The organism is Rhodococcus sp. PAMC28707, from assembly GCF_004795915.1.
Lineage (GTDB): Bacteria > Actinomycetota > Actinomycetes > Mycobacteriales > Mycobacteriaceae > Rhodococcoides.
In genome coordinates this window covers 3,761,703-3,788,613 of the sequence record NZ_CP039253.1, presented here as the reverse complement: position 1 = coordinate 3,788,613, position 26,911 = coordinate 3,761,703, and the positions used below count along the sequence as shown (strand labels likewise).

Annotated in this window: 17 protein-coding genes and 5 pseudogenes; 11 read left to right on the top strand and 11 right to left on the bottom strand. The window is 61.3% G+C overall.

Features of this window, described 5'->3' with window-relative positions; translation table 11 throughout:
- Nucleotides 1–70 precede the first annotated feature (70 nt).
- Nucleotides 71–1,165 (bottom strand): hypothetical protein, encoded by a 1,095-nt coding sequence (locus E5720_RS17230; protein ID WP_136171661.1) that lies wholly within the window; start codon nt 1,163–1,165, stop codon nt 71–73.
- Between the two features lie 101 nt (nt 1,166–1,266).
- Entirely contained in the window at nt 1,267–2,424 is a 1,158-nt protein-coding gene (locus tag E5720_RS17225) for an FAD-dependent oxidoreductase (RefSeq protein WP_136171660.1), read from the bottom strand.
- Between the two features lie 417 nt (nt 2,425–2,841).
- Between E5720_RS17225 and E5720_RS17220 the strand changes: the two genes are divergently transcribed.
- Nucleotides 2,842–3,108: a hypothetical protein gene (locus E5720_RS17220; RefSeq protein WP_136171659.1), complete on the top strand. Its 267-nt coding sequence runs from the start codon at nt 2,842–2,844 to the stop codon at nt 3,106–3,108.
- A 124-nt stretch (nt 3,109–3,232) separates the two neighbouring features.
- Here the strand turns inward: E5720_RS17220 and E5720_RS17215 are convergent, their stop codons facing one another.
- Entirely contained in the window at nt 3,233–3,970 is a 738-nt protein-coding gene (locus E5720_RS17215) for an SDR family oxidoreductase (RefSeq protein WP_136171658.1), read from the bottom strand.
- Nucleotides 3,971–4,125: 155 nt separating this feature from the next.
- A complete protein-coding gene (locus E5720_RS17210; RefSeq protein WP_136171657.1) occupies nt 4,126–5,100 on the bottom strand; it encodes a sigma-70 family RNA polymerase sigma factor in 975 nt (324 codons plus the stop codon).
- 149 nt (nt 5,101–5,249) lie between these two features.
- Here E5720_RS17210 and E5720_RS17205 point away from each other — a divergent pair, with 149 nt between their 5' ends.
- Nucleotides 5,250–6,251: a RelA/SpoT protein gene (locus tag E5720_RS17205; protein WP_136171656.1), complete on the top strand. Its 1,002-nt coding sequence runs from the start codon at nt 5,250–5,252 to the stop codon at nt 6,249–6,251.
- Nucleotides 6,252–6,299: 48 nt separating this feature from the next.
- Here E5720_RS17205 and E5720_RS17200 read toward each other — a convergent pair whose 3' ends face one another.
- Nucleotides 6,300–6,527 carry a DUF2510 domain-containing protein gene (locus E5720_RS17200; protein ID WP_136171655.1) on the bottom strand — a complete coding sequence of 76 codons (228 nt, stop codon included), beginning with the start codon at nt 6,525–6,527 and terminating at the stop codon, nt 6,300–6,302.
- Between the two features lie 246 nt (nt 6,528–6,773).
- Here E5720_RS17200 and E5720_RS17195 point away from each other — a divergent pair.
- Both E5720_RS17195 and E5720_RS17190 read left to right on the top strand, forming a co-directional pair.
- Nucleotides 6,774–8,185 (top strand): annotated as a pseudogene (locus E5720_RS17195) (DUF2079 domain-containing protein).
- Nucleotides 8,186–8,336: 151 nt separating this feature from the next.
- A pseudogene (locus E5720_RS17190) lies at nt 8,337–9,467 on the top strand (sulfite reductase subunit alpha); the annotation flags it as partial.
- Here E5720_RS17190 and recD read toward each other — a convergent pair.
- The 3 genes from recD to recC are packed head-to-tail and all read right to left on the bottom strand — an operon-like array spanning nt 9,461 to nt 17,873.
- Entirely contained in the window at nt 9,461–11,341 is a 1,881-nt protein-coding gene (gene recD, locus E5720_RS17185; RefSeq protein WP_136171653.1) for an exodeoxyribonuclease V subunit alpha, read from the bottom strand. The pseudogene E5720_RS17190 and the gene recD overlap by 7 nt on opposite strands.
- Complete coding sequence (locus E5720_RS17180; RefSeq protein WP_136171652.1) at nt 11,338–14,607, bottom strand: UvrD-helicase domain-containing protein; 3,270 nt, start codon at nt 14,605–14,607, stop codon at nt 11,338–11,340. Before E5720_RS17180 ends, recD begins: the two co-directional genes overlap by 4 nt.
- Entirely contained in the window at nt 14,604–17,873 is a 3,270-nt protein-coding gene (gene recC / locus E5720_RS17175; RefSeq protein ID WP_136172775.1) for an exodeoxyribonuclease V subunit gamma, read from the bottom strand. The genes E5720_RS17180 and recC overlap by 4 nt, the downstream gene beginning before the upstream one ends.
- A gap of 260 nt (nt 17,874–18,133) precedes the next feature.
- Between recC and E5720_RS17170 the strand changes: the two genes are divergently transcribed.
- The 5 genes and pseudogenes from E5720_RS17170 (at nt 18,134) to E5720_RS17150 (ending at nt 21,695) form a co-directional block, all read left to right on the top strand.
- Entirely contained in the window at nt 18,134–18,925 is a 792-nt protein-coding gene (locus tag E5720_RS17170) for a hypothetical protein (RefSeq protein ID WP_247596021.1), read from the top strand.
- Nucleotides 18,926–18,951: 26 nt separating this feature from the next.
- A pseudogene (locus tag E5720_RS17165) lies at nt 18,952–19,185 on the top strand (pentachlorophenol monooxygenase); the annotation flags it as partial.
- A 383-nt stretch (nt 19,186–19,568) separates the two neighbouring features.
- Nucleotides 19,569–20,003: a hypothetical protein gene (locus tag E5720_RS17160; RefSeq protein WP_136171651.1), complete on the top strand. Its 435-nt coding sequence runs from the start codon at nt 19,569–19,571 to the stop codon at nt 20,001–20,003.
- Between the two features lie 68 nt (nt 20,004–20,071).
- Nucleotides 20,072–20,695, top strand: coding sequence for a hypothetical protein (locus E5720_RS17155; RefSeq protein ID WP_136171650.1), 624 nt, complete (start codon nt 20,072–20,074; stop codon nt 20,693–20,695).
- Nucleotides 20,696–21,185: 490 nt separating this feature from the next.
- A complete protein-coding gene (locus tag E5720_RS17150; protein WP_168708371.1) occupies nt 21,186–21,695 on the top strand; it encodes a GreA/GreB family elongation factor in 510 nt (169 codons plus the stop codon).
- Nucleotides 21,696–21,758: 63 nt separating this feature from the next.
- On the opposite strand, the gene gdhA is transcribed toward E5720_RS17150, so the two are convergent.
- From gdhA to E5720_RS17135, 3 genes and pseudogenes are all read right to left on the bottom strand, one after another.
- Nucleotides 21,759–23,102 (bottom strand): NADP-specific glutamate dehydrogenase, encoded by a 1,344-nt coding sequence (gene gdhA / locus E5720_RS17145; protein WP_136171648.1) that lies wholly within the window; start codon nt 23,100–23,102, stop codon nt 21,759–21,761.
- A gap of 216 nt (nt 23,103–23,318) precedes the next feature.
- A complete protein-coding gene (locus E5720_RS17140) occupies nt 23,319–23,756 on the bottom strand; it encodes a helix-turn-helix domain-containing protein (protein ID WP_136171647.1) in 438 nt (145 codons plus the stop codon).
- A 280-nt stretch (nt 23,757–24,036) separates the two neighbouring features.
- A pseudogene (locus tag E5720_RS17135) lies at nt 24,037–24,666 on the bottom strand (carbonic anhydrase); the annotation flags it as partial.
- A 177-nt stretch (nt 24,667–24,843) separates the two neighbouring features.
- Between E5720_RS17135 and E5720_RS17130 the strand changes: the two are divergent.
- The gene (locus tag E5720_RS17130; RefSeq protein ID WP_247596020.1) at nt 24,844–25,953 is read left to right on the top strand and encodes a hypothetical protein; all 1,110 of its coding nucleotides are present in this window, start codon (nt 24,844–24,846) and stop codon (nt 25,951–25,953) included.
- Between the two features lie 753 nt (nt 25,954–26,706).
- A pseudogene (locus E5720_RS22355) lies at nt 26,707–26,838 on the top strand (excalibur calcium-binding domain-containing protein); the annotation flags it as partial.
- Nucleotides 26,839–26,911: the final 73 nt, after the last annotated feature.

Here is a 26,911-nt window from a genome sequence, read left to right as displayed (position 1 = left end):
TAGCCATGACCTATGTTCTCGGCGAGCGTGCGGCCCCATGTAAGGAGAGCTTTCCCTGGAAACTCTGCCACTATGTGATCTGGTCGCCGACGAAATGTGTGTTGTCGGCGGACAGTTCGCGATTTCCAGCGCGGGATACGAGAGCGTCGATTCTGTTGTCGAGGCTGCGTGCTTTCTGCACGACGTCCATCGCAGAATGGTCGCCCGCTGCTCGCGTAACCAGGTCCGCGACCCTGACCAACGCAGCAACCCTGTCGATGAGTTGCGACCATACCGACTCGAGCGCAGCACGGCGGGTGGCGACTTGTACTCGCGTGGCGTCGTCGAGCATCACCCTGGCGATGTCGTCGAGTTCGGTGCTGATCTCTTGTAGGGAATTGGTGTCGACGGCGACCTGAGTGAGTTCCTCGGCAAGGTCGAGTTGCGTGCGCTGGATGAGAAATTGCTCGGATTTCCAAGCCCGGGAGGAATTCACGCGATCGTACGACGTGCCGGCGATGAACAGCAGAGTCTCGTATCGGTCGGCGAACACATCGTCCTTTTGATCTGCGACCTGAGCCATCATTGCCGATGCGCGGTCCCCCACAGTTTCGAACCGAGTGTTCTTCGAGACCTCGGCCACGCGATCAGCGGCGACATCGAGAACCGACAACCCTGTTCGAGCGGCCAGCCCACCGATGTGCTGCCTCGGGACGGGGGTATGCAGCAGCCCATCGAAGAGCGCGTCACGCTGGTCGAGATCCAAGTGAATACCGTCGCGGCGCTCACGTCGAACGGCGCGGACACCGTGTGCGTAGCAATCGGTCGACATCACCACGATCGTTCGAAGGTGATCGAGGCGCTTGGTCAACTCGGTGGCTCGCACCCGATAGACCAGCGCGGATCCAGGCTTGTTCTTCGTATCCTTGGCCAACCATCGTGATCGCTCCTCGGCGAGGGTTCTCGCAGTTGCAAAACCTCCGATCGAGGGCACCGATTTTCCTGCTCTACGACGTGCGGCAAGTACCTCCCGGGTGGGGGCGTCCAACCGGCCTGCAGCGATCGCCACCGAGGACGCGTCGGACAGCATCGGCCATCTGCCGTCCACTCGCGCACGCTCACACCAATTGCGAACCTGCTCTTCGACGCGTTCTCGGCTGGTACCGATTTCTGTGTGCTCGAACATGTCAGCTCCTCGTGGCGTACGACCAGAACCCACTGTTCCAGAATTCTCACCACGTTGGCGCGCGGTCGGTCCAGAACCGACCTCGCGGGCATCGGGACGAGTCAGTGGCGGACGACCTTCTCCTTACCGAGGAGTGCCTTGGCCTCGTCGAGGCCTTCCCATACGTTCCACATGAGTACACCTCGCACCTTGTCGCCTTCGAGGTAGTAGACGACGCCTTCTTTGGGCTCGACCTTCCATTCCTCTACGGCACGCAGAGATGTGTCGATGGTTCCCACTGCCTGATAGCCGTCGTCGAAGACGTCCGAATAGAAGTACGGCGTGTAGGTGTACGGCTCGGTACCGCCTGCCATGATGCGGCCGACTGCCTTACCCATCTCGATTGCATTGTCTACGTGTTCGATGCGTCGACGGCCCAGTATCGCGTCCGGATAGTTGGCGACGTCGCCTGCCGCGTAGATATGCCGATCGTCGGTACGAAGGAATTCGTCGACGACGATGCCGTTGTCGACGGCCAATCCACTGGCGTCGGCAAGCTCGACGTTGGGGCGAACACCGAGGCCGAAGACGACTCCATCTGCTTCGACGCTCGAGCCGTCGTCGAGTTGCAGTTGCACTCGAGCCGAGGCCTCGGCAGCAGTCGTCACCTTGACTGCCCGCCGGATCGTGACGCCATGCTCACTGAACCCTGCCTCGAATGCCGCCGCGAGGGAGGCCGGGAACATGTGGCCACCGACCACGTCGTCGCTGGTGATCAGCGTGACATCGACGCCGTTGAGTGCGAGAGCCGACGCAATTTCGGTACCGATGTATCCACCTCCGACGACTGCAATGTGCGAAGCCGTCTTGGTCAGGTCCCGCAACGCACGATAGTCGGCGAACGTACGAAAGTAGATGACTCTCGGACTGGGAGCAATGCCGAGCTGGACCGGCGATGCTCCGGTCGCCAACAGCAAGTCTCCGTACTCGAATGCGTCTTCGGATTCGGTCGTCACGGTTTTCTTGCCACGATCGACCGACCGGACTCGCGTATTGGTGAGCACCTCGGCACCGGTGTCGGATGCAGTATTCAGCGGAACCTGATCGCGACCGAAGTCCTTGTCCGTCCACAACTTTTTGGACAATGCCGGTCGGGTGTACGGCTCGTCGCTGTCGGCCCCCAGAATGCCGATTGTTCCTGAGGTGTCCTTCTCGCGGATGCCGCGGGCTGCGGCGTCGGCGACCATGCCGCCACCGACGATGAGGTAGTCATAGCGCACGATGAACTCCTTGCGGTTGTCGTTCTCGAACGACTACCCCGAAATCCGAACCGACAATCCCGAAATCGGAACGGACGATTACTGTGCCGATCGTCGGTGTCACCCGAATCGAAAATTCTTCTTGCACGAGCAGTACCAGCGACGTCCCGCTACGAATAGTTGATATGACGTCGAACGATCTCCGCCACAGTTGGCTACTGACGCCGCGTTGGAGGGTCGCTACTGCACCCAGGTGTCGAATCAGACGGTGTCGACCTCGATTGTTGCCAGCATCACAGCTCGAAAGCCTTGGCCCCCGCCTGATTACTAGGCATGTTGGTGCAGGGTACGAAACATCGTTGACACATAGAACTAACGTGTAACAGTTCCGAGGATCCGAACGACTCACTCCTCAGGACGCGAACAAAAGGAGACGATGTGACATTGCAGATCGATTCGCTCGCCATCAGCGCCAACGGAGCACAGACAGACGAAGTCAAGATCGACCAGCTCGATGAGCAGCTAGTCATGCTCGACGCCGATATTCTCGGCGCGATCGAACGCCGCACCGAATTGGCGCGCACGCTCGCCGCTGCCAAGGGCGAAGCGGCAGTTCCAGCTGAATCGACTACTTTCGATGCCCTCGGGTCGGACGGCTCGGTGTTCTCTCGGATGCTTGCACGCATTGCATCGAGCACACGCTAAGTAGTTACGTCCCCGGTCCCTCGCTTTCAGTGGCCCCGCACAAAGCCGACAGGCTTGGTGCGGGGTCACCTGCGTTCGGTCGGCCAAAGTTGGTCAGAGCGACCAGTGCTCACAGGGCCTGTACTCACAGGGCTCGCAGCGCCCCACCGTCGACGGTGACGGTCGAACCCGTGATGTACGACGCGGCGGGTGAGGACAGAAACGCGACAACTCTTCCGAATTCGTCGGGGTCACCGATACGCCCGAGAGGTATGCGAGCCAAGTCCTCGTCGCCGACGGCTCCACCCCGCGTTGTGTCGAATCGCCCTGGCAAGACGCTGACGATGCGGATTCCTCGTGCACCCAGCTCGTCTGCCATATCCTTGGCTACCATTGCCAGCCCTGGTCGAAGACCGTTCGAGATTCCGAGACCCGTCAAAGGCGACTTCACCGAACTCGACAGCACCAGGACAACTGCGCCGCCTTCGGTCATCGATGCCGCTGCTGCTCTGACCAGCCGAACCGTTCCGAGAAAGATCGAGCGAAACGCTTCTTCCCACTGCTCGTCCGTGGCTTCCAATGCCGTGCCGCGCGGTGGTCCGCCAACGCTGACAACGAGACCGTCGATTTTGCCCCAGTGTGCGAGGGCAGCCTCGACGATAAGTTCTGCGCTGCTCGGGTGGCCATTGTCGGCGACCATTCCGGTGACAGCGTTCGGGCGATGAGCACCGAGCTCTGTCACCGCGTCGTCGACTTTCTCCTGAGAGCGAGACGACACAGTCACCTTCGCGCCCTCGCGTAGCAACTCGCGAGCACTGGCCAGACCGAGTCCTTCGGTTCCACCAGTGACGATGAACGACTTACCGGACAGTCCCAAATCCATGAATTCTCCTCTTCGACGAAACAGCGGGAACGCGCTATCAGCTCGTTCCCGCGGACCCATCTTGCTACAGAGCTGCGCACCGGAGACAAGCCGGTCGCTTCATGGCCTTACGGATCAGCGCCGCGCGAATGCTGTTCGCCGACGCTCGCAACCGGTCACAGGTGTGCGGGCAGACCGAATCTCTCGAAAAGTGTCAGATCGAAGAAGGACGCCACATGTACGACGCGATTGGCTCGGAAATCGAGAACGTGTAACTGAAAAGCGACATGTCGGCCCAACTCGTCTCGCATGTACAGCCCGTACGCCGGCCGGCCGTTGGCAGCGGTCGGCAGCATGCGCATGTCCCCGGGCCCACTGGCAGGGCAATTGCCTCGAATGAGCGCTCCGATATTTTCCCCGCCCTGGTACCACCCGACGAACGGCGGCATTTCCCACACCGCGTCCGTGGTGAACAGCTCGACGAGCTGACCGATGTCGTAACGCTCGAAACTGTCGACATACTTTTCCAACAGTTCCTGGATCTCCGCCGACGAGGGCTCGACGACTCCGTCCGTGGAGGGGGTGATCGAGTCCAGTTGCGCTCGTGCGCGCTGTACGAGGCTGTTGACTGCGGTCGTGGTCGTTGCCAGCGCTTCGGCTACCTCCGAGGCTTTCCATTGCAGGACCTCACGCATCAGCAGTGCCGCACGCTGTCGCGGCGAAAGGTATTGCAGGGCAGCGATGAATGCCAGGCGGATCGATTCTCGCCCGACGACAATGCTCGCTGGATCGACCGAATCGCTCAACTCCGAATCTGCGATCGGCTCCAGCCAGGAAATTTCGTGACGCTCGATCAGATCGTCCGTCGGATCCGAGCTGGGTGCCCCGAGACCGGTGGGCAGGGGACGCCTCGAGCGTCCTTCCAATGCCGTCAAACAGGTATTGGTGGCGATGCGATACAGCCAAGTCCGCATGGACGATCTGCCCTCGAACTTTCCGTAACCTTTCCAGGCCCGGATGTACGTCTCCTGAACGAGATCCTCGGCGTCGTGAATGGACCCGGTCATGCGGTAGCAATGAGCCAGTAGCTCACGCCGGTACGGGTCGAACTGCGTAACGAATTCGTCGCCCTCTGCGACCGTGGTCGTCATTTCTTCGACAATAGTGCCCTCCCCCGACAGATGCGCGGTACTTTTCACACCCGATGCACGACGTACCGCGGCAGAGGTCGGCGGCCGCTCATCCCTGCGCTAGCCTTCGGTGCACCAAGGCCGAAGTTCATCGATCGAAAGCAGCCCCCATGACAACATCGACGAGCATCGATGACCTCGTCGAGGAGGTGTATCTGCAGCGTGGTCGCGCTTGGCAAGCAGCGCTGGTCACCACGCAGAACTTTCTCGAAACAATTGCCGACGAGATTCTCGACAATGTCGATCGCGATCGCCTCAATGCCCAGTCTGCGCGAATCAAGGACCCCGCCCGGGCCGCGGACAAGTTGCGTCGCAAGATCGCCGAAGGCCGGATCACCGAGCCCAGCACGGTGGATGAGGTCGTCGATGCCCTCGGTGACCTCATCGGAATCAAAGTCCTGTGCAAAAGCCCCCGCGATCTGCACGCGTTCGTCGAGGCATTGGAGTTGGCTTGTCGGGATCCCGATTGCTCGGTGCGCTTCGCAAAGGACCCGATGAATTACGTGACGTTTCCCAAACCCAGCGGCTATCGGGCGTACCACGCGGTGCTTCTCGTTCGAGTTGCAACGCACCAGGGCGACATGGATGTCAAGGTGGAGGTTCAGGTGAAAACCCGGCTGCAAGACGCCTGGGGCGAGCTGACCCACGAGGACATGTACAAGCCCGGTGAGGCACTCAAGCCGTCGAAGACTCATGAGAATCAAGCTCGACATATGGCCGATCTGCTGCTGCAGGTCGACCTGATGGCAGACGACCTCGCGGCACAACTCGATTCACAGACCACAGCTTCCAAAGATGTTGCCGCCGAACCGACTCCAGTGCCGAAGGATTCCGCGATCATCAGCGCGCGCGTGACCAGGACCGGTCCGCGCTACGCGTTGGCCGTGGGCCCCGACGGTCGACGCGGGCTCATCCCGGCCAGGTCGGTGAAGGCCGTCATCGGCGCCACGGACCGTATCGATGTCGACGACTACCTCGAAGTCGGGGATGTCGTTCAGGTCGTCGTCGAGGATTCCGAAGATGCGCTGTACTACCATCTTTCGTCTCAGCCACCGTCCCGTCGCTCCAGGCGCCGCCGACGCGGGAGGACGGGAGCGGAGCCTGCGGAGTGAGCAAGATAAGACGGGAGCGGAGCCTGCGGAGTGAGTTGGTTCGAGGTGTCAGGACTGTTCGCGTCGGGAGGTCTGTCTGGTGGGTTCGCGTCCGTCGAAGTATCGAAGGAGCGTTTCGTCTTGCGCGTCGGGGTACCAGCCTGGCGCAATTCTGGTCTTTTTTCGACGGCTCGGGGAGCGGCGTTCGCTGCTGACCACGGTGGCACCGATTCCCGCGAGTACGGCGCACGACCCGATTGCCAAGAATGCGATCACGGCTATCTGAAACAGATCCATGTGTTCGGTTCCCCCGCCCCCTGCGAACTCGTCGAACTGTCGTCATCCCGGTTTGCCTGCCCCACCGACCGGATTCGTTCAGCGATGATACTGACACATGTTCCACCGAAGGGGGAACATGTGGGTGCACTGCTACCACGCTGACGCAACAGCCGACGTGTTTCACCTGGGCTTTTCAGGTTTGTCCTAGGTGGGTCGGGTACACCTCTCTTCCTGTGGCAGCCACCGATTTTTCTCCTACTCCTAATGGCAGTAGTTGCCGAGGTACCGGCGATCGGGCGCGGCCGGTTGGGCGCAGAGAGTGTCGTCCCGGTCGCGGCGTTCCTCGTCCTGGCACCTCTGTATGCGACGTTTTCCGTCCTGGGGCATCGCCAACTTCGCATGTCCGGATTCGATCTGGGAATCTTTGTTCAGCAGATTTCGTCGTATGCGAATCTGCGTGCACCGACGTCGGGTCTACTTGGAACCGGTTACAACACCCTGGGGGATCATTTCTCTCCGATTACTGCGCTTCTCGCGCTTGTTTACCGACTGTTTCCTTCGGCTGAGACACTGCTCGTGGCCCAGGCCCTGTTGTTTGCGGCCGCTGTTATTCCGTTGGCGCGCTCATCGGTGTCGTCGTCGCGTCGGCGTACGGGTTGTCCTGGGGTGTGCAGGCGGCGCTGAATTTCGATTTTCACGAGATCGCTTTCGCGATGCCGTTGCTGGCGATGTCTCTGGTTTCCCTTGGTACACGGCGCTGGATGTCCGCGCTGGTCTGGGCCTTACCCCTTGTTTTCGTGAAGGAAGACATGGGCTTGACCGTTGCCGCTATCGGGCTTCTCGTCGCACTGTGGACTGCGGGAAGGACCCGACTTTACGGATTTCTGACTGCACTGTGGGGTCTCGGATGGGTGGTGCTCGCGGTAAAGGTGATCAACCCGCTGATGAGTGCGAACGACTCCTACGGACAGGGGTCGAAGATGCCGCCACTCGGGGCTGGCATTGCCGACACCGCCCACGGGCTCGTCGAAGGAGACTCACGGGCCGCAACTGCATTCCTCCTGCTCGCAGTGTCAGGGTTCGCCGCGATCCGATCTCCCCTGCTGCTGGTCGCACTCCCGACCGTGGCCTGGCGGTTCCTGAGCGACAATTCAAACTTCTGGAAGCCGATCTTTCACTACAACGCCATCTTGATGGTGATCGTGTTCGCTGCTCTCATCGATGCGCTGGTGCGTAGTCGACGTCATGGACAACTTACCGAGCGGGGCGTTCGGACGATAGCGGTCGCGGTTGCTGTTTTCGCTGTCGTTGCCTTGCCTTTTCTGCCGCTGGCTCGACTGGCTGGTGCGGACGGTTGGCGTATCGACCCGCAAACGACGGCAGCGCGTGTGATCTCGGATTCGATCCCCCGCGACGAGCGGATCGCGGCCTCGAACAATCTGGTTCCTCAGTTCGTCGCCACCCATGACATTTCGGTCTTCCCCCAGCGTCCGACCGACACCACGTCACCGGATTGGATCGTCGTCAACCGATCCGATCCAGCAGGCTGGCCGACGGACGAAGAGGGCGACTCGAAGGCGCTCTACGTGGCTTTGAACTCGGGGTACGAGGTCGGGTACGAGGCAAACGGCATCGAAGTTCTCCAGCGAACACCTCTGGGCAGGGATGCCGGGTGATGCTCGACTCTGCGACAATCCCCTCGCAGCGGAACCGAAATCTGGACCGGGCGGCCTATACTTCGCCGTCATGGAATCGGGGACACCAGTTACGACGGACCGGGAGGCGGGTCGCGATATCGACGTACCACTAGCAACCAAATCCACACCGAAACGCACTCCGTGGAATCGCAAGAACCCGTATCAGGCCACCGTGCTGACCAACCGTGTTCTATCCGGCCCGGGTTCGTCGAAGGAAGTCCGTCACTATGCCTTCGCTCTGGGCGACAGCGGTCTCGTGTACGAGCCAGGAGACGGGCTCGGAGTCCGGCCGATCAACAATCCCGAGGTTGTCGATGCGCTGGTCGGTCGACTCGGTGTTTCACCGGACACCACGGTCACGCTCAAGGGATCCGAGCAGCGCCTCGACGAGCTCCTCACGTACTCGTTCGAGATCGGCGTGCCGTCGATGGATCTCATCGAGGCCGTGGCCGAGCGAACCGGAGATGACGAGCTGGGGCATATCCTCTCCACCGGTGATCGCGACTCTCTCGACGCGTGGATCTGGGGCAAGGACGTCCTCGACGTTCTCTCGATCGATCCGAAGCTCGACGTGGAACCGTCCGAGCTCCTCGATTTGTTGCGGCCCTTGCAGCACCGCGTCTATTCGATCGCCTCGTCGCCGCAGGCGCACGAGGGCACAGTGCACGTCACTGTTGCGAGCGTGCGGTATCGGTCCTCGGAACGTAATCACGGCGGTGTCTGTTCGACGTACCTCGCGGATCGGGTCGGCGAAGGCGAGAGTGCCGGTGTCTTCCTCTCCCCCAACAAGTCGTTCCGGCTGCCCTCCGACGACGATGTGCCGGTCGTGATGATCGGCCCTGGTACAGGTATCGCCCCGTTCCGCGCATTTCTGCACGAGCGTCGGGCGCGCGGAGCGTCGGGACGGAACTGGCTGTTCTTCGGAGACCAACATCGACGTAGCGACTTCGCCTACGAGGACGAGTTGACCGGGTTGTCGCGCGAGGGTGTTCTGAACCGGCTCGATCTGGCATTTTCTCGTGATCAGACGGACAAGATCTACGTCCAGCATCGGATGCGCGAAAGCGGCAAAGAGTTCTACAGCTGGCTCGAGGAGGGGGCGCATCTGTACGTGTGTGGCGATGCGACACGAATGGCCAAAGACGTCGATGCGGCGCTGCACGACATCGTCGCCGAACACGCCGGTTGCTCTTCGGATCAAGCCGAGGACTACATATCGAAGCTCAAGCGCGACAAGCGCTATCTACGGGACGTCTACTGACCGGAGGAACCGGTCAGGAGGGTGCGGCGCAAGCCACTCGCTCGTAATACCTGACGCTCGACGCCTGCGCGTACCGCGGCCTCGGTCCCGATGATCCGAACATGCACACGAGCGCGAGTTATCGCGGTGTACAGCAGTTCCCGGGTCAGCAGCGACGACGCCTCGGCCGGCAACATCACCGAGACGGTGTCGTATTGGCTTCCCTGGCTTCGGTGGATGGTCATCGCGTAGACCGTCTGCACCGAAGACAAGACATTCGGATGAACCAACAACGGCTCCGATCCGCGCTGAAATGCTGCCATCAGCGCGCCGTCACCGGTGTCGATGACCACGCCGGTATCGCCGTTGTAGATCCGCGCTTCGTGATCGTTCGCCGTCACCAGCAAAGGTTGGCCGGGATACCACTGCGACGGATCGAGGTAGACACCGGACGATTCCGCCACCCACTCCATCGCCTGCCGCGCCCACCGCTGCACTCCGTAGGGTCCCTGCCTGTGCGCGCACAGCAACCGGTGGGCTTCCAACCCACCCAGAGCGGCCGTCGCGTCGCCCACCCTGGCAGCAGTGGTCACAGCGTCGGCAGTCCGAAGGAGGTCGGTCCGCAGTGCAGACAGGTCGGTGGGCGCATGGAAGGAAAGCTCCTCGCGACCATCGTTCAACAGGCGCATCACTTCCTCGGACTTTCCGTCTCGAACTGCCACTGCCAGTTCTGCTATCGCGCCGCCGAAGCGCCTACCTCGGCTCAGTCGTACGACTCCACTTCGGAGTCGGTTGCGTTCCGCTCCCGACAGCGCGGCCTCGTAAGGATCGTCGACAGCGTCTACGTCACGGCCGATCAATGCATCCAGTTCGGGGTCGGCTTCACCATGAACAGGTCTTGCCACGAGATCCGCCAGCACGGCTCCGGCATCGACCGAGGTCAATTGATCCGGATCGCCGACAAGTATCAACCGGGTATCCGATCTGACGGCTTCGAGCAGCCGACTCATCATTGTCAGCGACACCATCGACGTCTCATCGATCACAATGACGTCGAAGGGCAGTTTGTTCGAGGCATTGTGGCGAAATCGACTCTTGCTTCCACGTTGCCAACCGAGCAGGCGATGCAGGGTCATCGCGGTGAGAGTGTCGGGTAGACCGAGCTGTTCCGATTGCTCGGTCACCGATTCCTGTAGTCGCGCAGCCGCTTTGCCGGTGGGGGCCGCCAATCCGATGCGGATCGAAGGTCCGTACTGGCGGACGAACATCGCCAGCACACGCGCGACAGTATGGGTCTTGCCCGTCCCCGGTCCGCCCGCGACCACAGCTGTCCACGACGTGGCGGCGAGAGCAGCAGCGATGCGTTGCCGATCGGGCGCGGCAGTGGGTTCGCCGTGTTCGTCCACGAAGAGCGTGTCCAGCAGAGTCCTGACCTGATCGGAGTCGACGACCGGACGTGATTGGTCGCGTCCGGCGAGAACCTCGCGGATTGTTCGCTCCTGCAGGTAGTACCGATCGAGGTACAGAAGCTCACCCTCGTCGGTAGCGACGAGCCGAAGAGGCTTCAATGGACCGCGATCTCCGCCGCGTACCAGCGGACTCACACGGAGCGCGGAGGTGATGTCTGCCAGCTCCGGCCATGGGAGGGCATCGAGGTCGACATCCGATTCCTCGTCCACCGTGACCTCGCGAAACCGGTTCAAGTCCAGACATACCGAACCGGACCGGACAGCTCGAACCGCGAGGGCAGCCGCGAACAAAACGTGCTCCGACGGCTCACCGCCGAGGGCGCCCAACCGCAGAGCGACGTGTACGTCTGCTGCCGCCAGGACTCCCGCCGAATTGAATGTGCGCAGGATACCGGTGGCTCGTTGAACCAGTTGTGCGTCGGTCATGATACGGCTGATCCTGCCAGGAGATCGGACACGGACGTAACCAGTTCGGCAGGTGGATTCCATCCGAATACCCCACAACCCGGCGGTGTTTCGGGCCCGACCATGCCGCGTACGAAGTGGTATTGCACCCCACCGAGGTGGACCTCGGGGTCGTACCCGGGCTGGCGCCACCGCAGATATCGATGCAGCGCCACCGCGTACAGCAGCGCCTGCAGCGGATAGTGCGAGCGCAGCATCTCCTGTGCCATTCGTTCTCTGGTGAAATGCATGACGGTCAGATCACCGCGGGACAGCCTGTTCGTCTTGTAGTCGACGATGACGTACTTGGGCCCGGGTATTCGGAGGACGGAGTCGATGCTGCCGGTGAGATAGCCACGCAGCGGCTTCGATTCGAGAACTTCCAACTGATCTGCGTACGCGGCGAGCGCGTCGTCCGCGGGCAGATGAGTGCGGAGCAGTCGCGAAATTCCCCGCAGAGTCACGTTCGTCGTGCCGGGATCGTCGCCGCCGTTCAGCGGCATCTCGAAGTCGAGTTCGGCCAGATGGTCACGAGGAGCTATGTCCGCGAGCGTCCCGAAGCCGAGGGGAGTTCGCAGGACCGGCATCAACGCTGCAGCAAGTGCTGACGGGTCGATCTCGGCCGACCTCTCAGCGACCGCTTCGTTGCATCGAAGAAGCACTTCGGCGTCGAGATCGACCGCTGCGGTGTCGACGTGTTCGAGGATCTCGTGCACAAGCGTGCCGAAGTCGGCTCCCGCAGGCATACCGTTCATCGGAGACGGGATCCCCTCCAGCACTTCGTCGATAGGCCGCGCGTCCGCTGGCTCGTCGTCTTTCTCTGGTTGTTCGGGTTCGCTCGACACCCCCGGCACGTCGTGCGCTGCGGCGGTCAACGCGGAGTACGACGTACGACGCCACAGCATGTCGAGACTACGTGTGAACGTCGCGGCCGCAAGCTCTTCGGTCGTATGTTTCACCGCGCTCCACGTTGGGACTGCACTGCGCCGGCCTACTGTCTCGATGGAAATCCGGCCGCCCGCTTTACCGGCCCAGGACTCGAGCCTGCCCGCCACCGCAACGTCTTCGGGTACCTTGGCCTTCTCCTCGGGCTCGGCCACTCCTGACAACCGGGCGAAGATCAACCGATGCAACGGCGACGCTGCGGTGGAAAATGCCGGCGCCCACCATAGGACGACCTGGCACTGAGCTCTGGTGAGCGCAACGTAGAGCAGCCGAAGTTCTTCGCCCGCTTCTTCCTTGTCTCGAATCAATTTGCGAGCGGCGTACCCGCGACCGGTACGGCCTCCGACATCGAGGACACGCTTGCCGCTCTCGTCGTGCAGAAGGAGGGTGCTGGGATATGGATTCTTCGACGCATCCCACGCATACGGGATGTAAACGACGGGGAATTCCAGTCCCTTGCTCGCATGCACGGTGGCGATCTGTACCGCTGCTTCGTCGCTGTCGAGACGTCTACTGCGGTCGGCGATACTGCCCGATGTCGGATCGTCGATCCTGTCTGCGAGCCAGCGGGTCAGTGCACTCGGCCCGAAAGAGCCCTCGACGGCAGCACGATTGAGCAGTTGGGCTACGTGACGAAGATCGGTGAGGTGCCGCTCACCGGCTCGGAGTGCGAGTAGTCGACCTTCCAACCGTGTTTCGGAAGCGAGCTTTTCGAATACGGCGGCAAAACCTGCATGTGCGAACAACACTGCAAATTCCCGCAATCGAGCACTGACGTCGGATACGGCGTCGTCGCCTCCACTATCCAGCGTCTCCGCGGTCCATCCGAACAGCGGAGTGAGTGCGGCGAGGCGAACACGATCGGCACGGTGTGGCTGTTCGAGCGCCTGCAGAAACCACAACCAGTGGCTTGCGCTGAGCGTGTCGAACACGCTGGACCCGCCGGCCAGTACCGAGGGCACGCCGACACGATCGAGCGCATCACGCACCAGTGCGATCTGTGAGCGTGTCCGCACCAGTACCGCAATGTCTCCCGGAGCAACAGTATCTCCGCGCCGCGGCAGCGAAAGCGGGATCGCGGACTGGAGGAGCTCGACGATGTCGGACGCGACGTCATCGGCGACACGGTCACGAAGCATGCCGACCGCTGGAAACCCCGCTTTGTTGAGCGGGCCTGCACCTGTCCGAGGGAGGTAGCGAAGGCGCAGCGGCGGTACACCGGACATCCGAGAACCGTCGTGTGTCGAGTCCACGGGGTGAGCGATGATGTCGCCATGCCCGAGAGCTGCTCCAGCATAAACATTTTCGAGCGCACCGAGCAGACCGGAATCGCTTCGCCAGTTTCTCGTCAGTTCGAGGTGTCGATCGGCGAGCCCGACAGCATCGAGGTAACTGAGCACCTCAGCGCCACGGAACGCGTAGATGGCCTGCTTGGGATCGCCCACCAGTAGCAGAGTCGACCTGCCGTGAAATGCTCTGCGAAGAATGTCCCACTGCAGCGGGTCGGTGTCCTGAAATTCATCGACGAGCACTACCTGAAATCGCTCGCGCACCCTCGCACACGCGGCGTCACCGTGCTCGGGATCGACGAGAACACGGTGGAGCAAACTCAGTAGATCGTCGAAATCTCTTATCCCGCCTAGCTTCTTGCGACGATGTACTTCTGCACGCGCCTCTTCCGCGAAAATGACGCGATGGCCCGCTTCGGTGTCTTCATCACGCTCCGGGACCAGCTGGGCTTGTCTGTCCCGAACCGCTTCTCGAGCCACTTGACGAGCGTCGGCCGGCCCGATAGGCGGATCGAAGTCTGCACGACTGTATCGCCGCAGGTAGATATCGTCGACCACCTCGCTCGTCAGGTCGTCGACTGCCTCCACAAGAATCGCTTCCGGTTCACGTTCTCCGGTGATTCCCAACCCGTCGAGCATGCGCTGACAGAAGCTGTGGGTCGTCGCGATGGTTCCCGAGTCGAATTCGGACAATGCACGAAGCAACCGTGTGCGACGCAGGGAGACTTCTTCTTCCGTCCCCTCGGCCAGGTGACGGACGAGGGAGTCGCTGCTTGTCGACGAACTGCCCAGCCCTGCGGCGACCTCGGCGAATCGATTGCGCGTTCTTTCACGCAACTCCTGAGTTGCGGCCCTACTGAAGGTGACGAGCAGCAACTGCGAGACATCTGCCAGGCCCTCGGCGATGTACCGGGTCGCGAGACCGACGATAGCGAACGTCTTGCCTGTTCCCGCACTGGCCTCGAGGACAGTGGTCCCCTCGGGTAGTGGACCGAGGAGGTCGAAGTCGGTCATGGCTGGCCCTCCTTTTCCGCATCGAGCAATGGACACCACAGTCGGCTCGCAAGAACTCCGAAGAGCGTCGATTCCTCACCCCGGTGAAGATCTTCGGATCGCACCGGCGTCGACGTCAATACCTCCAGCGAGGCGCCGGCGCCGTACAAGTAAGCGATACTTCGGTCTTTCGCATCACCGAATTTGTCGGACCAGGTCTTCTCGGCCGCCGCGATGGCGTCGTCCACCGATGCACCGCGAAACCGCCGCTCTGCGTAGACCGACGAAGCCCCCGGCGCGATCGGAAGAGGTGACGACAAACCGAGGTCCCGTAGGGCCACGAGCAGTTCCAGTTGCGCGAGTGCGTCCACGGGTGCCGTGATCGTCGATCGCCAAGCCGCTCGGTTCCCTGGACCACGGCCCGTCGTGACAGCCTGCCACGGTCGCGAATCATCCTGTGCTGCAACGACGAGGAGGCGAACCCATGCCGACAAACGATGCTTCGGCGCAAGACGCGAGTACGACGTCCTGGCTATGGTGTCTCCGTGAATTCCGGTGACCGTCCCGCTCAGTCGTCGACCGGATCGCAGTTCGATGGATATGTCGAGTGCGCCTGCGTCACCGGCATGAACTTCTCGGGAAACGTCGACCAACGCGTCCACGGCGCGGGTGATGTCCTGCAATTGCTTTTCGCCGAGATGAAACGGCGGGAGGGTTCCGCGCCGCCATTCTGCAGCACGGAAGTCCGCGACTTCGGTGCCTGCAAGACGCTCGGCGAGCATGCGATCACCGATGTCCCACTTCTGCAGTCCGTCCAATTCGACGGTAAGTGAATCGGACAGATCGTCTTCGATCTCCGGCACGCGAATGCCCATGCGCTGTTTGAGAAATGCAGCAATGGGATGCTCGAGGAAGGCGACAAGATCGCCTAGAGCCACATCACCGTCGCCTCGTGTCGGGAGCGTCGAGGCGAGAAAGGGTGGTGGCGTGACTGGTTCGCGTTGACTCGCTCGCGCTCCGTCGAGCGAGGACTTGTCGTAGCTCAACGGATCCTGCCGATCGAAGTTTCGAGAGTCGAAGGGTTGCAGGGGATGTCGAGTGACCACATCGGCTCCGGCAGTTACCGCGACCACGTCGAGAAGTTCGGTGAGCGGAATTGCCGGTGGCTTCACCGAACCGGACACCGGGTCTGCACCCGTGTAGAACAACAGCAGCTTCTCCCCAGCCGACATCACTGCGTCGAGCAGTAGTTGACGGTCCTCGCTACGGACGTCACGCTCGCCGGGGGCCGGGTCACGAGAAAGAACGTTGTCGCCATCGACACTTCCCGTTCGTGGGAACGCTTCGTCGTCGAGGCCGAGTAGCACCACGATCCGATGCGGAACGGATCTCATCGGAACCATGGTGCAGATCGTCAGCTCGCCGGTACGGAAGTTGGCTCGCGAAGGCCGACCGGCAAGAGCGCGAGTGAGCATTGCTCGCACGTCGGCCAACCTGATGACCGAGTTTTCGCCGTGCTCGGTGGACTCGGTGAGTTCGCGAACTGCTTGCGCGCGCTGCCACGCGTCGGAGGGAGTAACCTCCGCGAGCAGATCGAGCGCTCGAAGGAGTGCGTGGCGCCATTCTGCCGTCCGCTGAGGTCCTTGTAGGTCACGCAGTGTCACCGCAAGACGATCGATGAACTCGGCGAATCGACCGGTCAGGTCGATATCGTTGCCGTCTACGTCGTCGACCGGCAGTGCCAGATCGAGCCACTCGTGCGCGGTTTCGTCCGCAGCTACGCCCAACAACAGACGGTCGACCGCACTGTTGAACGTGTTCTGCCGGAAGCCGCCGAGGCCGAAGCTTTCGCGTTGCCGCGAGTTGATTCCCCACCGAGCACCCGACACCTGCGTCCATTCACGGAGTCGTTCCACATCGTCATCGGAGAAGCCGAACCGAAGGCGAACCGGGTCGGCAGCGACGAGGTCGAGAAGCTGACTGGCCGTCACTCGACCCACAGCAAGGTCGAGCAAGGTCGCGATCACGGCGAGAAGCGGATTGGTCTGCCGTAACCCCCGGTCGGCCAGCCGGACGCGAAGGGTGTGACCGGGATGTGCCAGCCCACCCTGTCCGAAAGTCGCTCTGATCAGCGGCGCGTAGGTTTCGACGTCGGGGCACATGACCAGCACGTCGCGAGGTTCGAGCGTCGGATCTTCGTCGAACAGGTGCAGCAGGGTTTCCCGTAATGCCTCGACTTGACGTGGAGCACCGTGACACGCGTGAACGGCGACGGTTCCGTCCGGTTCGGCGCTCCTGTTCGGGGTCCTGTTGTTCGCGATATCGTGCTGCACTCGGCCCAGCAACGTGTCGGGAAAGCCTGCACTGGGTTCGACCATATCGACGAGGTCACCACCGAGCCCGAGGAGTCGCATCTGCAGTTCACGTACGTCTCGGGCAAGGCCGGCGAGCAGCGGGTGTTCGATCGTCACCGCCGATCGGTCCTCGGATCGCCTGCTGACGCGTTGCTGGTCGACGCGCTGTGTCCACATTCGATCGCTGGGATGCGGAAGCCACACGTGCACGTCGCGATGTTCGGCGATCGCGGCTATCACCTGCAGTTGATCGGTTGTCAGTCTCGTGGCACCGAATATCGACACCCGTTCGGGGAGGTCGAGTATCGACCGGTCGGCGCGAATGGCTGCACATGTATCGTCGAGAAGTTCGGCAGGACTCGCGTGTCCGATGCGGGCGCGTACCGCACGCCACAATTCGGCCTGCCAGCGCAGGTCCTCGGCCAAAGTGCCGCCGACGCCGTCACTGTCGATACCTGCCGACCAGTCGACGATCATCGACGGACGGTCCGCGGCGTAAGTCCGGAACATCTCGGACAAGTGGGCTGCCGTGGACCATCTACGTCCGGCCCGGTACTCGTCCGTTCCGTTACCGAGGTGTTTGGCGAGCACCGCGCACCACGGTACGGCCAGCGAGTCGTCGATGACGTCGAGCGTCGTCCACAGGACGCGTCCGCGTGACCACGGTTCCAGGAGGGGATCGCGTCCGAGGGCCGCCGATCGCGCGTTCTCGACGAGTCGGGTCGGCGAAGGAAACTCGATATTGGCACCGATACCGTCGGCCGATGCCCCACCCAGCGACATCGATAGACGCTGAATCAGCCAACGCTCGACTCCCTTCGCGGGAACCGAAATCACTTCGGCTGCAAATGGATCGGCCAGAGGGCTGGACATCACCTCAGCCAGTGCCGTTGCGAGCGAATCCCCGCGGGTGGCGCGATATAACCTCAGCACCACTGAAATGTCTCCTTCTGCGATCGCTCACTGCACGGACGGTTACTCGACCCTACTCGAGCCGACCGACATACTCCGGTTTCGACATCGACCTGCACGGCACCGACCCGATGAACGGTTCGACGACCTGAATATGTGGACCACCGCGCTGCGGTCGCTACAGTTGGACGGTGACCGACTCCACGGAACCCGAACGATCGACCGAACGCGACTCGACGTTGCGCATCACCGCACCCGACAACGGCAGTCGGGTGAGATAAGTGATTCCGAGATTGCTCCGAGGACTGTGCGACGACGCTACTCTCCTCCAGTCCGGCGACACTCCGCTCGATTCTGCCGTCCAGCAGCATCTTTCGTATCGAGACGCCGCATTCTCGGACCTCGTCGGCCCGTTGATGATCCCTATCCCCCGTCTCGACGAACTCACCTACGTGACCGAATCACTGTCGATATCGCTGATCGCGTCGGGTGGCCCCGCCACAGTCGAGGCCGCGCTCGATCGGATGTATGCGAAGTCGAATCTGACCGTCGCCACGATCGAGGTAGCACTGTCGGACGGGACCGACATCACCGCACTGGGTGCCGTCGACCCTGCTATCGACGTCTACGTCGAGATCCCACGCGGACAACATCGAGCCGAGGTGTTCGACGCCGTGGACGAGCGCGGCTACCACGCCACGTTCCGTACCGGCGGCGTCACCGCGGACGCATATCCTGGCGAGCAGGAACTGGCCGCTGCCATCCACGAGGCTGCGCGACGTGAAATCTCCTTCAAGGCTGTCGCGGGACTTGACCACGCGATTCGAAATACCAACGCTGACACAGGGTTCGAACAGCACGGCTACCTCAACGTCCTACTGGCCGCACAGGCTGCGCACAGCGGCGCCAAGGCCTCGGATCTCGTTACCATCCTCGCGTTGCGTGACCCCGAGGTGCTGGCCCAACACGTTGCGGCGATCGAGACCGAACGCGCTTTCCTCTCGTTCGACACCGGCAACATACGACAGTTGCTGGACGATTTGATTTCGCTGGGTCTCTTACCCCCGATGTAGCAACGAACAAAAGCCGCCGGTGGCAGGCCCTCATCACCGACAGCTACGACGCCGAACGCCGTCCCGTCGGCGAAGAGGTCGTCGGGATGACGGTCCGAAACGCTCGCGAGGGAATCGGTGCAGGCGAAAGCTCCGGGGAGACGGCGATGTGCAAGCAAGCTCGACTCCTGATCTCGTACGCCGAAAGCCCGTTGGTCTCCGAGTCCGACTCGAAAGCTGCTGTCGTCCAGCCCGGCGAACGCGCCCCGGATGCACGCGGAGCACCGTGACATGGTCACGTTCCCAATCCGACTGCGTTCGTCATCCGCCCCGACGGGTACCTCAGCCATCGGGGTCTCGAGGGAGTGATCGAGAACCTGAAGAAGACATCCGCGCGATGAGCTGTCCGATGTAAAAATTAAGGCAAGGGCATCGAGTCAGGCGAGATCGTCGTGAAAAGTACTCGAAGTAGAACAATTCCACGGTCCGACTGCGTCTTTCGATACCTTGCAACCAATCCACTGGCGACTGTATTAGTTCGACTCACATCGGCTGCGTCAGAGAAACTTTCGTACGTATTCGAGCATGCGCGCACACGACTGGCTTTTATTTTCTTTTGGGCTACAGTTTATAGAACTGATTGGACCGAAGGAGTGATTCTACCGTGAAAGCGGTCATGATGGAATTTAATTTTCGGGTATGCGCCTCGCCCGAACGACTTCGACAATTTCTCGAACAGGGGGAAATTGCTATAGATGCAGTGTGTCCGTTCCGCGTGCAGCGAGAACGGACCGTCGAAGAGGTGACTTCGCCCCTTCTGGCACGGCAATGGGACCGGCTCAATGTTTCCGGGTTGTTTTCTCCTCCGCAAGTGTGGGAGATCGGGTATGGCTTCTCCGACCCGACAGGTCGGCTGACCAGTGACAAACTCGAGTCGATCTCGAGAGATGTCACAGCCGATCTACAGCGCTCCAGCGCCGATAACTTCAGCGAATCCGCCCCCTGGATTCTGACGCTGGCGACCGATACCGACCGTGCCACACGCCAGACGATCATCAGCCGCTACCGAACGCTGGAGCTGGCCCGCTCGTCCTCCTGAAGCGCCGTGAGTCTCGTTGTGTCGACTCCCCGGTACCTCGATTCACCACAGCAACAAAGAGGTCGATCGTGAATATCACTCTCGCCGAGATCGCTACGTCGTCGCTGTCCGCTCATCGAACGGACAGTCCGCGAGCACGAACCACCGCCGCTGCACTTGTCATCGGACGGCCAATTCGACTTCACAAAGACCTGCGCAGCGGGCTCGTCGACCAGGGCGTCGAGGTGACTGTTCGTAATCCTTACGCACATTCGGACCAGCTCGGCGGCGTCGCGCAAGCCAACCGGTCAGCGCCGGACGGTGTTACCGTCGGCGGTCCGATCACGGCAGAAACCATCATTGTCTCCACCGAGGCGCTGTCGGGAGGACGCGGACTGGTCGCCCGCTGGCGCGAGTGCGCCGCTCAGTCCGAGGAGAACAACAGAATTGCCGCCGCAGTTGTAGATGCATCGTCGGAGTACAGCACGTGCCGACTCCTTGTCGTGTGCGACGGCCGAGCCGTCTCTCGAGCTGGGGCGGGGGTCCACAACGCGAAGCGACTAGCGCAGCGGTTGAAGTACGAAGTCGAAGTCGACGGGACACCCGTCGTATCCACCTCGTACCTCGTACTCGGCACCACTTCGCCGCTGCGCGAGTCGATCGAGGCAATCGCGCGGTGGTGTCGACGGGAGACTGCGCCGATCCTGCAGTGACAGCGCACATGGCGATGCCCGGAAAGTGGCTGAAACTGCTGTGACTGGAGTTTTATTTTTTTCGGGCTACAGTCAGAGAAAGACACGCGATGCGAAAGAAGGTGTGAACGCTGTGATTCCTATTGTTGTAGAGCTACGCGGTTGTTTATGCACCGCTCCGCCAGGGCACTAGGCTGTTCCACCTGCATTCGTCGATGCACCGAAAAACTACGTTGCACCGATCGTCGTCTGCCGGTCTTTTGACGCCACACCACTGATACCAGCTTTCGATTCACTGTTTGTGAACAATGAACACTGCACGATTGCAGCCCTTCGTAACTAGTGTTGGTCCGCGGTACATCTCTGAACGCCGAAAAGCGGGTATCGACTCGATGCCACATTTTTTGCTTATTGCACCTGACGTGTCGAGCCATGCTCGCCGCGTCGATACCTGTATTTCCACGACCTCGGAATGGGACGACCGCCGAGTTTTAGTGCAAGGAGAAATTCCATGACAACCGCTGAACTTATCGTGACCGCAGGTGCCGCATCAGAAGAGGCCAGCGAACTGTCTGCCTTGCACATTCGGCGCACCGAAGTCGCAGCCGATGTGATCGAGTTCCGCAACATGGGCGATCTCGAGAACAACGATCCCTACCATCGCTCTCGCGAGGAATTGTCGAGCATCGACCGCCGCATCGCGGAGGTCCAAGAGTTGGTGACTGCTGCCGCTGCGGTGACCGACGACGGCACCGTGCGACCGTTTTCGCTAGTCACAGTCATGTTCGATCGCGACCCCGATGACGTCGAGACGTTCGTGTTGACTGCGGCCACAGGGAACTCTGCGGACGAAATAGCGACATGTTCGCCGCTGTCACCGCTCGGCAGGGCATTGATGGGGTGCCGCGTCGAGGACGAGCGCACATATGTCCTCCCGACAGGCGCCGAGAGTACCGTTACCGTTCTCTCGATTGCCGCAGGTCTCGAACGACGACTACTGGAACCTCGGACAGCCGAATAGTCTGCGAGTCTCCGATCGGATTGCCCCGTGCAGGCCACTGCACGGGGCAATTTCAGCGTCGGCTCAGATCACGCCGAGCGAGATCATGGCGTCGGCGACCTTGACGAATCCGGCAATGTTCGCCCCGTGAACGTAGTCCCCTGGCATCCCGTAGTCCTCGGCGGTCTCGACTACGCGGCCATGGATTCCGGTCATGATACGAGCCAGTCGGTCATCGGTGTACTCGAAACTCCAGGAGTCTCGAGATGCATTCTGCTGCATCTCGAGAGCCGATGTAGCGACTCCGCCTGCGTTGGCAGCCTTACCGGGGGCGAAGGCAACGCCTGCGTCGCGGAAGACCTGCACCGCTTCCGGTGTCGTCGGCATGTTGGCGCCTTCGGCGACTACGACAACGCCACCTTTGACGAGGGTGACGGCGGCGTCCTCGTCGAGTTCGTTCTGGGTTGCCGCTGGTATCGCGACATCACACGCGACATCCCAGATGGAACCACCGGAAGTGAAGGTTGCATGCGTGGCGGTCTCGACGTACTCGCAGATGCGGGCCCGGCGCGACTCCTTGATGTCCTTCAACAGCTCGAGGTCGATGCCCTTGGGGTCGACGATGTAACCCGAGGAGTCGGAACAGGCGACGACGACGCCGCCGAGCTGATGAATTTTTTCGATTGCGTAGATCGCGACGTTGCCGGACCCGGAGACCACGACGGTCTTGCCGTCCAGCGAAGACTTGACAGTTTTGAGCATCTCGGCGACGAAATATGCTGCGCCGTAACCGGTTGCCTCTTTGCGCACCTGAGAGCCACCCCAGTTCAAGCCTTTTCCGGTCAACACTCCGGATTCGTACGAGTTGGTCAACCGCTTGTACTGCCCGAACAGGTATCCGATCTCTCGACCGCCGACACCGATATCACCGGCCGGAACATCTGTGTATTCGCCGATGTGACGATGAAGTTCGGTCATGAACGACTGGCAGAATCTCATGACTTCTGCGTCGGAACGACCCTTGGGGTCGAAATCAGATCCGCCTTTGCCACCGCCGATCGGCAGACCGGACAACGCGTTCTTGAAGATCTGTTCGAAACCTAGGAATTTCACAATCCCTAGATTCACGCTGGGGTGGAACCGCAGACCGCCCTTGTACGGTCCGAGCACGCTGTTGTACTGAACGCGAAAACCTCGGTTGACCTGCACCGCACCCGTATCGTCTACCCACGGGACTCGGAAGATGATCTGTCGTTCCGGTTCACACAAGCGCTCGACGAGTCCACTGTCCGCATAATGGGGATAGCGTTCGAGGACGACATGCAACGATTCGAATACCTCTGCAGCAGCTTGATGAAATTCAGGTTCACCGGCGTTGCGCTGAAGAACTTGTTCATAGATCGCTGCCACCTGTTCACGCGCAGACACCGTATTCACCTACCTGTTTCGCAATAATTCGACGTCTTCACGGCAGCAACCATGCGATGGTGCCGTAGGCAATCGTAGTTTCGAGAACGACTGCGCATCGCAGCTTACGGCAGTATAATCCTCGACAATCACGACCCAGCCCGTGGATCCGATACACACGCAGGTCAGGTATCATTTGGCACTCGGCCCGGGGTCTATTGCAGGTGGTTCGGTTCGTTATTCGTCCGATGGGTCGTCGAAGATCGGCAATTCGATTGTCGGCCCCAGCCTCTGGAGTTCATCCCGGTGCATCGCGCTCAGCCGGACGAGTGTCAACTCACCGTCGCTGGTGAGCTCGACTCTGACCGTTCGGGCGTCGGACGGATCAGCTGCCCGGCGAACCAAGCCTTGCTTCTGCGCGCGATCGACCAGTTCGACGACACTGTGGTGACGCAGCTGCAGTCGCTCCGCCAACTCCCGCATCGCAGCCCACTCACGGCCCGGAAAACCCTTCAGTGCGAGCATTAGCTGGTATTGCTGCGGGGTGAGTCCATGGGACCGCACGGTCTCCTCACTGAAGCGAAGGTAACGACGAATTCCAAACCTGAAGCGCGCCAAAGATTCGAATTCCCGCTTTGTCAACGGCACCGGTTCCTGTGGTTCGCCGGAGGACACAGTGGAAATCTCCTTTTTCGATGAGTTCCGTTGGGGCAGTGCAAGAATGGCGAGTACGCGACTCGCCGCTCACTGCCTGCGTGATGAGCGAGCGCTAGGCAACAACCTCGCTATTGTTCTCGATCCAGGCAATCGTCACGGGATCTTCGCTCTCGAGGCGTTGCATTTCTTCGTGTCCGTCGCAGCTGCACAGGGCCACCGTTGCCTTCGTGGCGGTGCGCGATATCAGCCGCCACGTGCCGCCGCAGTCGGTCCAACGGGTCAAAGTCGCAATGAAGTTTTCCCCTACGTCACCGAGGGAGCTGTGTAGTACGACCCGTCCCATCTCGAGACGGTAGGTCAACCCTACGACCGCCAGTGCACCGCGCTCTATTCGGTCGGCAATCAGCCTGCTTCGAGCGGTGATCAGCTGTACGGTCTCCTCGACATGACGCGCCTCGAATTCGTCGATTCGACTCAGGCCGATTCTGCGTCCGGCAAGAATGCTCGGAGTAACACGCTCGACGATGTCGCGGATGTAACCGCCCGGCATCGCGACACCGTCTACCGCGTCCACACTCGCTCTGACGGCACCGCAACTGTCGTGACCGAGGACTGCAATGAGTGGCACATCGAGGATATCGACCGCGTACTCGATCGAACCCAATACCGATGCGTCGACGACGTGCCCGGCGGTTCTGACGACGAACAGGTCTCCAAGGCCCTGGTCGAATACGATCTCCGCCGCCACACGAGAATCGGAGCACCCGAACATCACCGCCTTCGGGCGCTGGACGTCGACCAACCGAGTTCGGTCATCGATTCCTTGGCGGGGATGCCGACAGTCGCCGGAGACGAAGCGCTCGTTGCCGGCGCGGAGTTCGCCCCACGCCTGCGCTGGAGTCGGAGACAGCGCACTGATCGGGTCCATCGGATCCCCTTCCTGGTGTCGGCCATAGTCGCCGAGACGGTCCGAGTGGAGGTCCGAGACATACGAGCCCGGAGAGACCTCCGATCCAACTATATCGTGAAACGATACAAATAGAACGTGCGGCTCGAGGGCAACTGGTCCGACCCGACCGCAGTGAGGCCCGTTAGGCTATGGGCCATGGGATCCAAAGGGCCGGCAAGCCGAGGCCAGAAGCGAGCAGCAAAAACCAAGGCTCGGCAGAAACGGCAGAACCCTGCGGGCAATCAGCCCGCATCGATCCCCACTGATCTGCTCGTCGATTTCGCCACCTGGCTCGAGCAAGGAGAGATGGCCGAACACGCCGGACGAGTAGCAGGACTCACCGGCACCACCCTCACTCAGATGGCCAAGGCCAACCCAGCCTTCTCCGTCACCGCCTGGACGCCGAGCGACGCGCACTACCTAGTCGATGCCGCCGAACGGGTCGAGGATTCCGACCCCGACAACGGGCATGCGGCCGCGCTCAACATTGTCCTCTGCGTACTCGAGTTCCTGGCGTTCCTCGACGAGACCGACGCCTGGACCGGTTCGGAGGACGATTTCGCGCACTGCATGGAAGACCTCAACGACTTCGTGTACAACGATCCCGACGTGCTCGAGCCCGATGACATCGAACTGCCCGAGGTCACCGCAGAGGAAGAGTCTGCAGCGCTGGCGATACTGCCCCTGATCTCAGGTGTCGATGCTCTGGTGGCACGGGTCGGTTCCTCGATCGCCCTCGCCGACATTCCCGACCTGTCGGCTGCACTGGCGAATGCGGACGATGCGACGGACGATCCGGCCGCAAACCTCACCGAATTGGACTACTGGGCGGCAGCCATCGCCTCGGAGGTGCTCGAGGTCAAGAGCAGCAACGTGGTGCCAGGCAAGAATGTGGACGCCTTCGGATTGCGCAAGGTAGACGCGCTCCGAGATGTGCTGACACACCACATCCGTCATCAGCTCACCTCGGTCGAGGACGATGTATCGATGGCACTGTCCAACACATTCGCAATTCAGACACTTCTCGCGGCAATGACGGATGACCTCCCCATCGACAATGCCGAAGAAGACTACGAGGGACTCGAGGGCGAGGATCTGCGTACCGCACAGTTGATCGACTATCGCGTCCGTTCCCTCCAAGACCAAACAATTCTCATTACCGCCGAAGACGCCCTCGAGGTACCGACAGCGCTGCGACCTGCAGTTCTACAAGGCATTCGCCTCGCGGAACCCTTCGGTGAGTACGATCCGATGGAATCGTCCTGATCGGCAGGTAACAAAGAGGGTCGTGCATCCGACAAGGTCTTCGTACCAGCAGCCACCGCGGATGTGAGTATCTGCGGCGCCCGCTTCCGGCGAGTGCACCCGTTCGCGGACAAGTTCTCGTGGCCCGCCCCTCTAGTCCGATCCGAGGACCGCACGATGACCGAGCCCTATAATTCCGAGCCTTATGTATTTCCCGGTGCCGCACGTCCAGAACGTCCCCGCCCACTGCTGGGCAAGATCGTGGCCTGGATATCTGTTGCCATCGGCGTTCTGTTTCTGTTCGCCTCACTTGTCGACATCTCGTTGGCCGGCCTCGTTGCGGGCGCGTGCATCACTGCCGCCGGTGCGCTCTACGTTTTCGGAAAGCCCTCACGTGGTCGGGTGCCATGGGCAACCCCGGCCGTTGCGGCACTACCCGCATTGGTAGCTTTCTCGATCATGACCCCGCCGCCCGCGTCGGATGAGGTGGGCAGCTCACAAGCCTTCTCTGCCCCAGCGGTGGCCCAGGTGACAACCTCGACGCCGAGCCCCAGGACCACGGGCGCTCCTCGCTCGACCATGACCAGTCCGACCACGATTAGTCCGATCACGACGATTGCACCGACCACTGTCGTTCCGCCAGTGCCGGAAACTATCTACGCTCGACCTCCGGTGTCGACGACAACGCAGTACGTCCCGGCTCCGGCACCTGTGTACGTTGCCGAGCCGGAACCGGTGTTCGTTCCGCCCGCGCCCTTGGTCGCGGTACCCGATGCCCCTTCCGCTGTCAGCTACGCGAATTGCACCGCAGTCCGGGCAGCAGGAGCGGCACCGATCTATGCCGGCGAGCCGGGATACAGCTCGAAGCTCGATCGCGACGGAGACGGCGTGGCTTGCGAAACCTGAAGCGCAGCTGGGCTTCCCGTCCATAAAGTGTCGATTACCAAGCGTTCGTCGACACAGGGGCGGTTCAGGACTG